Source organism: Streptomyces sp. NPDC005752, assembly GCF_040630715.1.
Classification (GTDB): domain Bacteria; phylum Actinomycetota; class Actinomycetes; order Streptomycetales; family Streptomycetaceae; genus Streptomyces.
This window is the reverse complement of sequence record NZ_JBEXYB010000038.1, coordinates 39432-53814: the sequence shown is the minus strand read 5'-3', so window position 1 is coordinate 53814 and position 14383 is coordinate 39432. Positions and strand designations below refer to the sequence as shown.

The following is a 14383-nucleotide window of genomic DNA, read 5'->3' as shown; positions in this document are numbered from 1 at the left end:
TCCGGCGGCGGGAGGACGACGAGAGATATGGAACGTAATCGCACAGCACGGCTCTCTTGTCCTGCGCGCAACGCAACACCCCAGTCACGCTACGCTCACGAGGAATCCGCCCCAGAGACACGTCCCAGCACTTCACAGCAGAACGGCTCAAGGCATCACATGCCCCAGCACACCTCCGGGTCTGACCGCGCGGCAGCGCCACCGGCAGCGCGTGGCACTGTGCGCCCTCCCGCCCCCTCCTCGCTCGACGAGTTGTGGCGTTCGTACAAGACCACCGGTGACGAACGGCTGCGGGAGCAGCTGATCCTGCACTACTCGCCCCTCGTGAAATACGTCGCCGGCCGGGTCAGCGTGGGGCTGCCGTCCAACGTGGAGCAGGCGGACTTCGTCTCGTCCGGCGTCTTCGGGCTGATCGACGCCATCGAGAAGTTCGACATCGAGCGGGCCATCAAGTTCGAGACCTACGCGATCACCAGGATCCGCGGCGCGATGATCGACGAACTCCGGGCGCTGGACTGGATTCCCCGGTCCGTGAGGCAGAAGGCGCGCAACGTCGAGCGTGCCTACGCCACGCTGGAGGCGAGGCTGCGGCGCACGCCCTCGGAGCCCGAGGTGGCCGCTGAGATGGGCGTCGCCGTGGAGGAACTGCACGCAGTTTTCAGCCAGTTGTCGCTCGCCAACGTGGTGGCGCTCGAGGAACTGCTGCATGTCGGCGGCGAGGGCAGTGACCGGCTCAGCCTGATGGACACCCTGGAGGACACCGCGGCCGACAACCCGGTCGAGGTCGCCGAGGACCGCGAGCTCAGACGGTTGCTCGCCCGCGCCATCAACACCCTCCCCGAGCGTGAGAAGACCGTGGTCACGCTCTACTACTACGAGGGGCTCACCCTCGCGGAGATCGGCAACGTCCTCGGGGTCACCGAGAGCAGGGTCAGTCAGATCCACACCAAGTCGGTGCTGCAGCTCCGGGCGAAACTGGCCGACGCCGGACGCTGAGCGGGAACGGCTTCGGCCACCCGGCTGCGGATGCGGACCCCACTGGGCACCGATGCCGCCGTAGAGTGGGCGGGTGCCCAGGATTCGAGCGGCCTCCGTGGCCGAGCACCGGACCATGCAGCGCGGCGCCCTCCTGGACGCCGCACGCTCCCTGCTGTCCGAGGGTGGTACGGAGGCGCTGACCTTCCCCGCCCTCGCCGAGCGCACCGGCCTCGCCAGGTCGTCCGTCTACGAGTATTTCCGGTCCCGTGCGGCCGTGGTCGAGGAACTCTGCGCCGTCGACTTCCCCGTCTGGGCCGCCGAGGTCGAGAACGCCATGGAGCGGGCCGGTACGCCCGAGGCGAAGATCGAGGCTTACGTGCGCCGGCAGCTCGATCTCGTCGGAGACCGGCGGCATCGTGCGGTGGTGGCGATCTCGGCGAGCGAGCTCGACGCGGGCGCACGGGAGAAGATCCGTGCCGCGCACGGCGGGCTCGTCGCGATGATCGTCGAGGCACTCGCCGACCTGGGCCACACCGAGCCGAGGCTCGCGGCCATGCTGCTGCAGGGCTCCGTGGACGCCGCGGTGCGCAGGATCGAGCTGGGAGCGGCGGAGGAACCGGGCATCGTCGCGGACACGGCCGTCGGCATGGTCCTGCGCGGCGTGCGCGGCTGAGCGGTGGTCCGGGCAGCCTCCGCGAGCGGGGCGCCGAACACCGGCAGCAGCCGGGAGGGCCCCCGTCGCAGCAGTGACGGAGGAAGCAGCGACAGCGGGTCGAGATAGGCGACACCGCGCCGCAGGCCCCAGTGCAGGCAGCCCTGGGCGCAGTGGGACGGCTCTGGCCCGACCACCCCCACGACCTGCCCGGCGGCCACCTCCTCGCCCTCGGTGACCTGTGGCCGCACCGGCTCGTAGGTGAAGCGGAGCGGGGGCTCCCCACTCCCGGCCACGTCGACGGAGAGCACCCCACGCCCCGCCACCGGTCCGGCGAAGGCGACCCGGCCTGGGGCGGCCGCCCGTACGGGAGTGCCCGGTGGGCCGGCGAGGTCGACCCCGCGGTGGCCCGGTCCGTAGGGCCCGGCGGGCGGCTCCCAGCCCCGTACGACCGGGGGCCGGCCCGCGAGCGGCCAGACCCGGTCGCCGTCCGGCGCTCCCGTCGCGGCCTCGGCCGTGGCAGGTCCCAGCAGGACCGTGAGCAGTCCGACCACCAGTGCCGACACCAGTGCGGCCGACAGGGGCAGCGTGCATGCGGACGGCCTGGCCACGGGTGCGAGGAGCGCCGCGGGAGGGGCTTCATGAAGCGGGGCGGCGACCGGGTTTCCTGGTGAGCGGCACATGAGGGGAACGATCCCCCGAAGGCCCGTTCGCCGGGGATCATGGTCCGCTTCTGTGGACGGCCGGGGCGTTGTGGACATCGCCGTCACCCGGCACCCGGCGGGTCCCGTACACTTCTTCTGGCGATCCGGGTCACCGGGTCGACTTCGCACGCCCCTCCACCTCCCTCTCTGCGGACGGTGGCCGCGCTTCTCGGTCCCTTGTGGCACGGCGCGTCGGGGCGTCAGGCGCGACAGCAATCCTGCGGTCGCGACAACCGAGTACCTCAAGGAGTACGGCCATGGCCGTCGTCACGATGCGGGAGCTGCTGGAAAGCGGCGTCCACTTCGGTCACCAGACCCGTCGCTGGAACCCGAAGATGAAGCGCTTCATCTTCACCGAGCGCAACGGCATCTACATCATCGACCTGCTCCAGTCGCTGTCGTACATCGACCGCGCCTACGAGTTCGTCAAGGAGACCGTCGCCCACGGCGGCTCCATCATGTTCGTGGGTACGAAGAAGCAGGCCCAGGAGGCCATCGCCGAGCAGGCGACGCGCGTCGGCATGCCGTACGTCAACCAGCGTTGGCTCGGTGGCATGCTCACCAACTTCTCCACCGTCTACAAGCGCCTTCAGCGTCTGAAGGAGCTCGAGCTCATCGACTTCGAGGACGTGGCCGCCTCCGGCCTCACCAAGAAGGAGCTCCTGGTCCTCTCCCGCGAGAAGGCCAAGCTGGAGAAGACCCTCGGTGGTATCCGCGAAATGCAGAAGGTGCCGAGCGCCGTCTGGATCGTCGACACCAAGAAGGAGCACATCGCCGTCGGTGAGGCGCGCAAGCTCCACATCCCGGTCGTCGCGATCCTCGACACCAACTGCGACCCCGACGAGGTCGACTACAAGATTCCGGGCAACGACGACGCGATCCGCTCCGTCACCCTGCTCACCCGTGTGATCGCCGACGCTGTCGCCGAGGGCCTCATCGCCCGTTCCGGTGCCGCCACCGGTGACTCCAAGCCGGGCGAGAAGGCCGCCGGCGAGCCCCTCGCCGAGTGGGAGCGTGACCTGCTCACGGGCGAGAAGAAGGACGACGCCGAGGTCCAGTCCTCCGCCGAGACCGAGAAGGCCGCCGACGCCGAGCCGGCCGCCGCCGCCGACGAGCAGGACGCCGAGAAGGCTGAGGCCCCGGCCGCCGCCGAGGCCCCTGCCGCCGAGGCCCCTGCCGCCGAGGCCCCCGCCGCCGAGGCTCCGGCCGCGGACGCCGAGCAGGCCTGACACCCGTCAGCCACGGCTGAATGACGGCGGGGGTCGGTGCATCGGCACCGCCCCCGCCGTTCACCCGTATCTTTCAGACTTCGAGAGAGAAACAGACTCATGGCGAACTACACCGCCGCTGACGTCAAGAAGCTCCGCGAGCTCACCGGCGCCGGCATGATGGACTGCAAGAAGGCGCTCGACGAGGCGGACGGCAACGTCGACGGCGCCGTCGAGGCGCTTCGCATCAAGGGCCAGAAGGGCGTCGCCAAGCGCGAGGGCCGTTCCGCCGAGAACGGTGCCGTCGTCTCCCTCGTCTCCGAGGACAAGACGTCCGGCGTCCTCGTCGAGCTGAAGTGCGAGACGGACTTCGTCGCCAAGGGTGACAAGTTCCAGGCCGTCGCCAACACGCTCGCCGCGCACGTCGCCGCGACCTCTCCGGCCGACATCGAGGCGCTCCTCGCCTCGGAGATCGAGCCCGGCAAGACCGTTCAGGCATTCGTGGACGAGGCCAACGCCAACCTCGGTGAGAAGATCGTCCTGGACCGCTTCGCGCAGTTCGAGGGTGCGTTCGTCTCCGTCTACATGCACCGCACGATGCCCGACCTGCCGCCGCAGATCGGCGTCATGGTCGAGCTGGACAAGGCCGACGCCGAGCTGGCCAAGGGCCTCGCGCAGCACATCGCCGCCTTCGCCCCGAAGTACCTGTCCCGCGAGGACGTCCCCGCCGAGGTCGTCGAGGCCGAGCGCCGCGTCGCCGAGGAGACCACCCGCGCCGAGGGCAAGCCCGAAGCCGCGCTCCCGAAGATCGTCGAGGGTCGCGTCAACGGCTTCTTCAAGGAGGCCACCCTCCTCGGCCAGCCCTACGCGCTGGACAACAAGAAGTCCGTCCAGAAGGTCCTGGACGAGGCCGGTGTCGCCCTGAAGCGCTTCGCGCGTATCAAGGTCGGCATCTGAGTCCGTCCGCGAACAACGGCGGACCCTATAGGGTCTAGTGCAGTCGACGGCCGCACTCATGCCGGACGACCGCAGATCTGACGAGGAGGCCATTGCCGCTGAGGGACACCAGACCCACCGGCAATGGCCTTCTTCGTATGTGCACGAGGAGAATTTCCATGGACAAGGGCGCGGACGCCACCCAGGCCGACGACAAGCGCGACGACGGCAAGATTTCCGGACGCTTCATGCTGAAGCTGTCGGGTGAGGCCTTCGCCGGTGGCGGAGGCCTCGGCGTCGACCCCGACGTCGTGCACACCATCGCCCGCGAGATCGCCGCGGTCGTGCGCGACGGCGCGGAGATCGCGGTCGTCATCGGTGGCGGCAACTTCTTCCGCGGCGCCGAACTCCAGCAGCGCGGCATGGACCGGGCACGGTCCGACTACATGGGCATGCTCGGCACGGTCATGAACTGCCTGGCGCTGCAGGACTTCCTGGAGAAGGAAGGCATCGACTCACGCGTCCAGACCGCCATCACCATGGGCCAGGTCGCGGAGCCGTACATCCCGCTCCGTGCGGTACGGCACCTGGAGAAGGGTCGCGTCGTGATCTTCGGTGCCGGTATGGGCATGCCGTACTTCTCCACCGACACCACCGCTGCCCAGCGCGCCCTGGAGATCGACGCCGAGGCGCTGCTGATGGGGAAGAACGGCGTGGACGGGGTCTACGACTCCGACCCGAAGACCAACCCCGACGCGGTGAAGTTCGACGCCCTGCAGTACGGCGAAGTGATCGCCCGCGACCTCAAGGTCGCCGACGCCACCGCGATCACACTCTGCCGTGACAACCAGCTCCCCATCCTGGTCTTCGAGCTGACCGCGGAGGGCAATATCGCCCGCGCGGTCAAGGGTGAGAAGATCGGCACGCTGGTGAGCGACGAGAGCACCCGGGCCTGACGGCCCGAACCGATGGACAACGGCCTGCCGGTCGGACACCGTGCAGGTGAGGACGCGACGCAGGACCCGACGATGCCGGGTCCGCTCAAGACACGCAGGAGCACGTGGTGATCGAAGAAATCCTCCTCGAGGCCGAGGAGAAGATGGAGAAGGCCGTCGTCGTGGCGAAAGAGGACTTCGCCGCGATCCGTACCGGCCGTGCGCACCCGGCGATGTTCAACAAGATCGTCGCCGACTACTACGGCGCGCTGACCCCGATCAACCAGCTGGCCTCGTTCTCGGTTCCCGAGCCGCGGATGGCCGTGGTGACCCCGTTCGACAAGACCGCGCTGCGCAACATCGAGCAGGCGATCCGTGACTCCGACCTCGGCGTCAACCCGAGCAACGACGGCAACATCATCCGTGTGACGTTCCCCGAGCTCACGCAGGACCGCCGCAAGGAGTACATCAAGGTCGCCAAGACCAAGGCCGAGGACTCCAAGATCTCGATCCGCTCCATCCGCCGTAAGGCCAAGGAGTCGCTGGACAAGCTCGTCAAGGACAAGGAGTCCGGCGAGGACGAGGTCCGCCGCGCGGAGAAGGAGCTCGACGACACCACCGCGAAGTACGTCGCGCAGGTGGACGAGCTGCTCAAGCACAAGGAAGCCGAGCTGCTCGAAGTCTGATGAACGACTCTTCCTGGGGTGCCCCGCAGGGAGCCGGTTACCGGGGCGCGCCCGAGATGGGGGCCGCTCCGGCGGGTCCTGCATACGATGTGCACGGCGCCCAGCAGACTCGGCCCATGCCCATCGTGCCGGACGTTCCCGACGCAGGTAGAGACGCTGACGACCGCGACGACCGGAACGGGGACGCCGCGCGGGTCAGCGGCCCCCTGTTCCGTGACGAGAAGCCGCAGGAGCCCATGTCCACCCCGCTGCCGTCCCCGCCGCCCAAGAAGCGCGCGGGGCGTGACCTGCGTGCTGCCATAGGCGTCGGGGTGGGCCTCGGCGCCCTCGTCGCCGGCTCCCTCTTCGTGGTGAAGGCCGTCTTCGTCGGCGTGGTCGTGCTGGCGGTGGTGGTCGGTCTCTGGGAGCTCACCTCCCGGCTCAAGGAGCGCAAGGGCATCAACGCCCCTCTCGTGCCGCTCGCCGTCGGCGGCGCCGCGATGGTCGTCGCCGGCTACGTGAGGGAGGCGGAGGGTGCCTGGGTCGCCATGGCACTCACCGCTCTCGCGGTGCTCGTGTGGCGGATGACGGAGCCGCCCGAGGGCTACCTCAAGGACGTCACGGCGGGGGTCTTCGCCGTGTTCTACGTGCCGTTCCTCGCCACGTTCGTCGCGATGATGCTCACCGCGGACGACGGTGCGTGGCGGGTGCTGACCTTCCTCCTGCTGACCGTGGTCAGTGACACCGGCGCGTACGCCGTCGGCTGGCGCTTCGGCACGCACAAGCTGGCTCCCCGCATCAGTCCCGGGAAGACCCGGGAAGGCCTGGTCGGCGCGGTCGGCTTCGCGATGGTCGCCGGCGCCCTGTGCATGGAGTTCCTGATCGACGGCGGGAGCTGGTGGCAGGGGCTGCTGATGGGCCTCGCCGTCGCGGCCAGCGCCACGCTCGGCGACCTGGGTGAGTCCATGATCAAGCGGGACCTCGGGATCAAGGACATGGGCACGCTGCTGCCCGGTCACGGCGGCATCATGGACCGGCTGGACTCGCTGCTGCCGAGCGCCCCGGTCGTATGGCTGCTGCTGGTGCTGTTCGTCGGATCCGGCTGAGTTCCGCGCGTCGCGCTTGCAGGGGTGGGGCCGGTCGTCCAGTCGGACGACCGGCCCCTTCTCCGTGTGCCTGATCCGGCCCGCGGCCGTCGCTCCCCGGGAGGCCCCTGCCTGTGCGACCGGTGGCCGTTCCCGCGCACGCCTTGTGCGACCGGTCACCGTATCTGCCCGCGCCTGGGCCGTCCATGGGCCGTGGTACGCCCGCTGACCTGGGGCGGAGCCGGGCCGAGCGCCGCTGACGTCCCGCCCGGATCCTCGGCGGACCCGAGTACCACGGCGTGTCTGCGACACTGGATGAACCATGCCTAAGCCCGGAGAACTCACTTTCGTCGCGCCCCGCGGAGCCAAGCTGCCGCCGCGGCACCTCGCCGACCTCACCCCCGACGAGCGCAAGGAAGCAGTCGCCGCGACCGGCGAGAAGCCCTTCCGTGCCAAGCAGCTGTCGCAGCACTACTTCACGCGGTACGCGCACGACCCGGCGGAGTGGACCAACATCCCGGCCGCCTCGCGGGAGAGGCTCGCCGAGGCGATGTTCCCCGACCTGATGTCGGTGATGCGCCACATCAGCTGCGACGACGACACCACCCGCAAGACGCTCTGGAAGCTGCACGACGGGACGCTCGTCGAGTCCGTCCTCATGCGCTACCCGGACCGGGTGACCATGTGCATCTCGTCCCAGGCCGGCTGCGGCATGAACTGCCCGTTCTGCGCGACCGGGCAGGCGGGACTCGATCGCAACCTGTCGACCGCGGAGATCGTGCACCAGATCGTGGACGGCATGCGCGCGCTGCGCGACGGCGAGGTCCCGGGCGGGCCGGCGCGGCTTTCCAACATCGTCTTCATGGGCATGGGCGAGCCGCTGGCCAACTACAAGCGCGTGGTCGGTGCGATCCGCCGGCTGACGGACCCGGAGCCGGACGGCCTCGGTCTCTCGCAGCGCGGGATCACCGTGTCCACGGTGGGCCTGGTGCCTGCGATGCTGCGCTTCGCCGACGAGGGCTTCAAGTGCCGCCTCGCGGTCTCCCTGCACGCCCCGGACGACGAACTGCGCGACACCCTCGTTCCCGTCAACACCCGCTGGAAGGTCCGCGAGGTTCTGGACGCCGCGTGGGAGTACGCGGAGAAGTCCGGCCGCCGCATCTCCATCGAGTACGCGCTCATCCGGGACATCAACGACCAGGCATGGCGCGGTGACCGGCTGGGCCGGCTGCTCAAGGGCAAGCGGGTCCACGTCAACCTCATCCCGCTGAACCCGACTCCGGGTTCGAAGTGGACCGCCTCACGCCCCGAGGACGAGAAGGCGTTCGTCGACGCCATCGCCGCGCACGGCGTGCCGGTCACCGTCCGGGACACCCGCGGCCAGGAGATCGACGGGGCCTGCGGACAGCTGGCGGCCACCGAGCGCTGAGGCGTCCCGGGCGGACGGGCGCGATCCGGACGGTCCGGCGTGTTCCGGCCGGTGTAGCCTGGCCGGGAAATCAACTTCATATTCCGACAGGGGAGCGCCACAGCGCTGAGAGTGCGGCACCGAGGACAGGTCGGCCGCAGACCCTCTGAACCTCGCCCGGGTCATTCCGGGTAGGAAGTTCGGACCTTACTCAAGCTGTTGCGCCCTGCCCGCTCACCGAGCGGGCAGGGCCGCGTCTCTTCCTGGTCATCTCCAGGAGGAATCACATGAACAACACCACGAAGTACGCGGTGACCGCGCTCGCCGCCGCACTCGGCATATCAGCGCTCGCGGGCTGCGGCGGGGCGGACGACGCGTCCGCGGGTGGCGAGGGATCCAAGGGTTCCAAGACCGTCACCCTGGTCAGCCACGACTCCTTCAACGCCTCGGACGCCGTACTGAAGGCGTTCACGAAGGAGACCGGCTACAAGATCAAGGTGCTCAAGAGCGGTGACGCCGGAGCCGCGCTCAACCAGGAGATCCTCACCAAGGGGTCCCCGCGCGGCGACGTCTTCTTCGGAGCCGACAACACGCTGCTCTCCCGCGCCCTCGACAACGGTCTGTTCACGCCGTACGAGGCGAAGGGTCTCGACCGTGTCGCCGCCGACGCCCAGCTCGACGCGGAGAAGCATCGCGTCACGCCCGTCGACACCGGTGACATCTGCGTCAACTACGACAAGAAGTACTTCGCCGACAAGAAGCTCGACCCGCCGAAGACCTTCGACGACCTGCTGAAGCCCGCGTACAGGAACCTCCTCGTCACCGAGAACGCCGCGACCTCCTCGCCCGGACTCGGCTTCCTGCTCGGGACCGTCGCCACCCACGGTGAGGACGGCTACCAGGACTACTGGAAGAAGCTGAAGGACAACGGCGTCAAGGTCGTCGATGGCTGGGAGCAGGCGTACAACGACGAGTTCTCCGGCTCCGCGGGGGGCAAGAAGGCCAAGGCCGACCGCCCGCTGGTCGTCTCCTACGCCTCCAGCCCGCCCGTCGAGGTGCTGTACGCCGATCCGCAGCCCACCGAGGCGCCGACCGGTGTCGCCACCGGCACCTGCTTCCGCCAGATCGAGTTCGCCGGTCTGCTGGACGGCGCGAAGAACGAGGCGGGGGGCAAGGCGCTGCTGGACTTCCTGATCAGCAAGCGGTTCCAGGAGGACATGCCGCTGAACATGTTCGTGAACCCGGTGGTGAAGGACGCGAAGCTGCCGGAGCTGTTCACGAAGTTCGGTGCGACCGTCGACAAGCCGGCGACCGTGGCTCCGAAGAAGATCGCCGAGAACCGTGAGCAGTGGGTCCAGTCGTGGTCCTCGCTCGTCGTGAAGTAACCGCGCGGCCCTCGGGCAAGGGCGGGCGCACCGGCAAGGGCGGTGCGCCCGGGAGCAAGGGCGGGCGCACCCACGGGGGCGGCGTGCGCGGGAACGCGGTTCGGCTCGGCCTGATGGCCGTGCCCGTCGCGTTCTTCGCGCTGTTCTTCGCCTATCCGGTCGTCGCGATCGTCGGCCGGGGGCTGAAGGCGGACGGTGACTGGCAGTTCGGCCGGATCGGCACGGTGCTCAGCCGGCCGGACATCCTGGACGTCCTCTGGTTCACCACCTGGCAGGCCTTTGCCTCGACCGCGCTCACCCTGCTGATCGCGCTGCCCGGCGCCTACGTCTTCGCGCGGTTCGACTTCCCCGGCAAGCAGTTGCTGCGCGCCGTGGTGACCGTGCCGTTCGTCCTGCCGACCGTCGTCGTCGGCACGGCGTTCCTGGCACTCCTGGGACGCGGCGGATTCCTCGACGAGCTCTGGGGAGTGCGCCTCGACACCACGGTGTGGGCGATCCTGCTCGCCCACGTGTTCTTCAACTACGCGGTCGTCGTCAGGACGGTGGGCGGGCTGTGGTCCCAGCTCGACCCACGCCAGGAGGAGGCCGCCCGGGTGCTCGGGGCCGGCCGCCTCGCCGCCTGGCGGCGCGTGACGCTGCCCGCGCTGGCTCCGGCCGTAGCCGCCGCCGCGCTCATGGTCTTCCTCTTCACCTTCACCTCCTTCGGCGTCGTCCAGATCCTCGGCGGTCCGGCCTACTCCACGCTGGAGGTGGAGATCTACCGGCAGACCGCGCAGCTCCTCGATCTGCCGACGGCCGCCGTACTGACCCTGGTCCAGTTCGCCGCGGTCGCCGGGATCCTCGCCGTCCACGCGTGGACCGTACGGCGCCGTGAGACCGCGCTGAAGCTCGTCGATCCGGCGCGGACCGCCCGCCGCCCGCACGGAGCAGGGCAACGGGCGCTGCTGGGCGGGGTACTGCTGACCGTTCTGCTGCTGATCGTGGTGCCTCTCGGCGTGCTGGTGGAACGCTCCCTGGACACCTCGGACGGTTACGGCTTCGGCTTCTACCGCGCGCTGCAGTCGGCCGACGCCAACAGCTCCACCTTCCTCGTGCCGCCGCTCGACGCCATCGGGAACTCCCTGCGCTACGCGCTGGTCGCGACCCTCATCGCCCTCGTGGTCGGCGGCCTCGCGGCTGCCGCGCTGACCAGGCGGGCCGGCCGGCTGGTGCGGGGCTTCGACGCCCTGCTGATGCTGCCGCTCGGGGTGTCGGCGGTCACCGTCGGCTTCGGCTTCCTGATCACCCTCGACGAGCCGCCGCTCGACCTGCGTACGTCCTGGATCCTCGTGCCGCTCGCCCAGGCACTGGTCGGTGTCCCCTTCGTCGTACGCACCATGCTGCCCGTCCTGCGCGCGGTGGACGACCGGCTGCGGGAGGCCGCCGCGGTCCTCGGCGCCTCCCCGCTGCGGGCCTGGCGCGAGGTCGACCTGCCACTCGTGCGGCGCGCGGTGCTGGTGGCCGCGGGGTTCGCCTTCGCCGTGTCGCTCGGTGAGTTCGGGGCGACCGTGTTCATCGCCCGCCCCGACAACCCCACCCTCCCGGTTGCCGTCGCCAGGCTGCTGGGGCGCTCCGGAGAGCTCAACTACGGGCAGGCGATGGCCCTCAGCACGATTCTGATGCTCGTCTGCGCGGTGTCGCTGCTCCTGCTCGAACGTATCCGCACCGACCGATCCGGGGAGTTCTGAAGATGCTGGCAGTGGAGGCGGCCACGGTCCGGTTCGGGGAGCGGACCGCGCTGGACGCCGTGGACCTCGAAGTGGCGGACCACGAGATCGTCTGCGTGCTGGGGCCGAGCGGCAGTGGCAAGTCGACGTTGCTGCGGGCCGTGGCCGGGCTGCAGCCCCTGGACGGCGGGCGGGTGTTCCTGGACGGCGCCGACCAGGCGTCCCTGCCGGTGCACCGCCGCGGGCTCGGTCTGATGTTCCAGGACCACCAGCTGTTCCCGCACCGGGACGCCGGTGCCAACGTCGCCTTCGGGCTGCGGATGCACGGCGTCCCCCGGGCCGAGCGTGACCGCAGGGCCGGTGAACTCCTGGACCTGGTCGGCCTGCCGGGGGCGGGCCGACGAGCCGTGGCCGCCCTGTCCGGCGGTGAACAGCAGCGGGTGGCACTCGCCCGCGCCCTGGCGCCCCGCCCCAGGCTGCTCATGCTCGACGAACCGCTGGGTCAGCTGGACCGGAGCCTGCGCGAACGTCTCGTCGTCGAACTGCGCACCCTCTTCGGCCGGCTGGGCACCACGGTGCTCGCAGTCACCCACGACCAGGGCGAGGCATTCGCGCTCGCCGACCGCGTCGTGGTCATGCGCGACGGCCGGATCGCCCAGGCGGGCACTCCCCTGGAGGTGTGGCAGCAACCGGCGTCCTCCTTCGTCGCCCGCTTCCTCGGCTTCGACAACCTGGTCGACGCCACGGTATCGGGGACGGCCGCCGACACGGTCTGGGGCAAGGTGCCGGTACCCGAGGAGTCGCCCCAGGGCGAACGCGAGCTGCTCGTACGGCCGGGCGGCGTACGGATCGGCGGCCCGCAGGACGGGCTGCGCTGCACGGTGGGCGTACGCACCTTCCGCGGCCACCACGTCACCGTCACCCTGCACCCCGGCGACGGTCCGTCCCTCCAGGCGGAGTGCGGTCTGCGTAACACCCCGGAGGAGGGGGCCGCCGTGGGCGTGACGTTCGACCCGGCGGAGACGGTGGTGCTTCCTCCGGCCAGGTGACGACGGGCACGTCCCACCGGCTGGCGGCGTCCGCCGTGCCGTGGTCCCCTTGACTCCGAAACGTCCGGAAGGGGCAGGTCCCATGACGCGGTCGGCACGTGAGGGCATCGACATCACCCGTGTCGTCGCGGCGCCCCGGGAGCGGGTCTTCGAGGCGTGGACGGTCCCCGAGGACTTCGCCGCCTGGTACGGAGGCGACGCCGACGTGCCGCTCGATCGTCTGTCGATGGATGTCACACCCGGCGGTGGGTGGAGCCTGGTCATCGTCGTGCCCGGCGCGGACATGCCCTTCCACGGTGTCTACCTGGAGGTGTCCGCCCCGGAGCGGCTCGTCTTCACGCTGAAGGACCGGAGCGCGCCCGCCGACGTGGAGGGCGAGACCGTCACGGTGACCTTCACCGAGAAGAGCCGGAAGTCCACCGAGATGGTCTTCCGGCAGCGCGGCGGCAATCTCACACCCGAGCAGTACGCGGCGGCCGAGGACGGCTGGGAGGTGTTCTTCGACGCCCTCGACGCCCGGCTCGCCGCCCGCTGAACCGGCCGGCCCTGAGGTCAGCCCGTCAGCCGGGCGAGAGCCGGGGCCGCCTCCTCCACCGTGTCGACGAGTGCGATACGGGACTCCATCGCCCGGTCCGCCGCGAGTGCCCTGAGCAACGGCCAGGCGGGCAGCTTCTCCGTCCAGTGCGCGCGGTTCACCAGCACCATCGGGGTGGGCGCGGAACGGGACTCGTAGTAGTTCGGCGTCGCGTTGTCGAAGATCTCCTGCACGGTGCCCGCCGCACCCGGCAGGAAGATCACCCCGGCGGTCGAGCGGGCCAGCAGCCCGTCCTCGCGCACGGCGTTCGCGAAGTACTTGGCGATGTGGTCCGCGAAGGCGTTCGGCGGCTCGTGACCGTAGAACCAGGTGGGGATCGCGACCGAGGACCCACCCTCGGGCCAGCGTTCCCGTACGGCGAAGGCCGCCCCCACCCAGTCGGTGACCGACGGGCTGAACGACGGTGTGGCCGCCAGTAGTTCGCAGGCCTTCAGCAGCATCGCGTCGGAGTGCGGAGCCGCGTACGCGCCGAGGTTGGCCGCCTCCATGGCGCCGGGGCCGCCACCCGTCGCCACGGTCAGACCGCTGCGGGCCAGCTCCCTGCCGAGCATCGCCGCCCCGTGGTACGCGTTCGAGCCGCGGGCCAGTGCGTGGCCGCCCATCACGCCCACCACCCGGGCCCCGGTGAGGTGTTCGTCGAGGGCGTCGGACACCGCGTCGTCGTGGAGCGCCCGCAGCATCGAAGCGAAGACGTCGCCGTTCGACTTGGTCGCCTGGAACCAGTCGTACGCCCGCGCGTCGGGCGTCGCCTCGTAACCGCCCTCCGCCAGACCCTCGTACAGGGCGTCGGGTGTGTAGAGCAAGCCGCGGTACGGGTCGAAGGGAAGCCCGGGGACCGGCGGGAAGACGAAGGCCCCGTCCGCGCGTATCTTCTCCTCGGCGCGGGGCTCCATGCGGCAGCCGAGGAAGACGGCGCCCCGGGCACCCGTCGTGAGCAGCGCGTCGCTCCGCTCCCTCAGGTCGATGGACTGCACTCGGTGGCCGGCCAGGGTTCCGGCCGCGACTGCCTGGTCGAATGCGCCGAGCGTCTCTATCTCGACGCCGGGTGCGTAGGTGTTCTCGTCCGGATTCTCCACG

At 70.1% G+C, this 14383-nt stretch carries 13 protein-coding genes, 1 pseudogene and 1 riboswitch; of the genes and pseudogenes, 12 read left to right on the top strand and 2 right to left on the bottom strand.

What is annotated here, in order from left to right:
* Nucleotides 1-159: 159 nt before the first annotated feature.
* Both whiG and ABZ441_RS27370 read left to right on the top strand, forming a co-directional pair.
* On the top strand, nucleotides 160-996 hold the full coding sequence (gene whiG, locus ABZ441_RS27375) for an RNA polymerase sigma factor WhiG (protein ID WP_358978923.1): 837 nt from the start codon (nucleotides 160-162) through the stop codon (nucleotides 994-996).
* 97 nt (nucleotides 997-1093) lie between these two features.
* Nucleotides 1094-1651, top strand: a complete 558-nt coding sequence (locus ABZ441_RS27370) for a helix-turn-helix domain-containing protein (protein ID WP_358978969.1) — start codon at nucleotides 1094-1096, stop codon at nucleotides 1649-1651.
* Here the strand turns inward: ABZ441_RS27370 and ABZ441_RS27365 are convergent.
* A pseudogene (locus tag ABZ441_RS27365) lies at nucleotides 1605-2313 on the bottom strand (M23 family metallopeptidase); the annotation flags it as partial. The gene ABZ441_RS27370 and the pseudogene ABZ441_RS27365 overlap by 47 nt on opposite strands.
* Nucleotides 2314-2591: 278 nt before the next feature.
* On the opposite strand from ABZ441_RS27365, the gene rpsB reads away from it, so the two are divergent.
* The 10 genes from rpsB (at nucleotide 2592) to ABZ441_RS27315 (ending at nucleotide 13246) form a co-directional block, all read left to right on the top strand.
* Complete coding sequence (rpsB, locus tag ABZ441_RS27360; RefSeq protein ID WP_358978921.1) at nucleotides 2592-3563, top strand: 30S ribosomal protein S2; 972 nt, start codon at nucleotides 2592-2594, stop codon at nucleotides 3561-3563.
* 99 nt (nucleotides 3564-3662) lie between these two features.
* Nucleotides 3663-4499, top strand: coding sequence for a translation elongation factor Ts (gene tsf / locus ABZ441_RS27355; protein WP_358978919.1), 837 nt, complete (start codon nucleotides 3663-3665; stop codon nucleotides 4497-4499).
* A gap of 158 nt (nucleotides 4500-4657) precedes the next feature.
* Complete coding sequence (gene pyrH / locus ABZ441_RS27350; protein WP_358978917.1) at nucleotides 4658-5434, top strand: UMP kinase; 777 nt, start codon at nucleotides 4658-4660, stop codon at nucleotides 5432-5434.
* A 107-nt stretch (nucleotides 5435-5541) separates the two neighbouring features.
* Complete coding sequence (gene frr, locus ABZ441_RS27345; RefSeq protein WP_031100531.1) at nucleotides 5542-6099, top strand: ribosome recycling factor; 558 nt, start codon at nucleotides 5542-5544, stop codon at nucleotides 6097-6099.
* Nucleotides 6099-7184: a phosphatidate cytidylyltransferase gene (locus tag ABZ441_RS27340; RefSeq protein ID WP_358978914.1), complete on the top strand. Its 1086-nt coding sequence runs from the start codon at nucleotides 6099-6101 to the stop codon at nucleotides 7182-7184. Before frr ends, ABZ441_RS27340 begins: the two co-directional genes overlap by 1 nt.
* A gap of 301 nt (nucleotides 7185-7485) precedes the next feature.
* Nucleotides 7486-8592 carry a 23S rRNA (adenine(2503)-C(2))-methyltransferase RlmN gene (gene rlmN / locus ABZ441_RS27335; protein ID WP_358978911.1) on the top strand — a complete coding sequence of 369 codons (1107 nt, stop codon included), beginning with the start codon at nucleotides 7486-7488 and terminating at the stop codon, nucleotides 8590-8592.
* A gap of 78 nt (nucleotides 8593-8670) precedes the next feature.
* Nucleotides 8671-8787: riboswitch (TPP riboswitch) on the top strand.
* Between the two features lie 71 nt (nucleotides 8788-8858).
* Entirely contained in the window at nucleotides 8859-9956 is a 1098-nt protein-coding gene (locus ABZ441_RS27330; protein WP_358978909.1) for a thiamine ABC transporter substrate-binding protein, read from the top strand.
* Between the two features lie 113 nt (nucleotides 9957-10069).
* On the top strand, nucleotides 10070-11683 hold the full coding sequence (locus ABZ441_RS27325; protein ID WP_358978967.1) for an iron ABC transporter permease: 1614 nt from the start codon (nucleotides 10070-10072) through the stop codon (nucleotides 11681-11683).
* A gap of 2 nt (nucleotides 11684-11685) precedes the next feature.
* The gene (locus ABZ441_RS27320; protein ID WP_358978907.1) at nucleotides 11686-12711 is read left to right on the top strand and encodes an ABC transporter ATP-binding protein; all 1026 of its coding nucleotides are present in this window, start codon (nucleotides 11686-11688) and stop codon (nucleotides 12709-12711) included.
* Between the two features lie 82 nt (nucleotides 12712-12793).
* Nucleotides 12794-13246, top strand: coding sequence for an SRPBCC family protein (locus tag ABZ441_RS27315; RefSeq protein ID WP_358978905.1), 453 nt, complete (start codon nucleotides 12794-12796; stop codon nucleotides 13244-13246).
* A 17-nt stretch (nucleotides 13247-13263) separates the two neighbouring features.
* Here the strand turns inward: ABZ441_RS27315 and ABZ441_RS27310 are convergent, their stop codons facing one another.
* Nucleotides 13264-14382: a Rossmann fold nucleotide-binding protein gene (locus ABZ441_RS27310; RefSeq protein ID WP_358978903.1), complete on the bottom strand. Its 1119-nt coding sequence runs from the start codon at nucleotides 14380-14382 to the stop codon at nucleotides 13264-13266.
* Nucleotide 14383 lies beyond the last annotated feature (1 nt).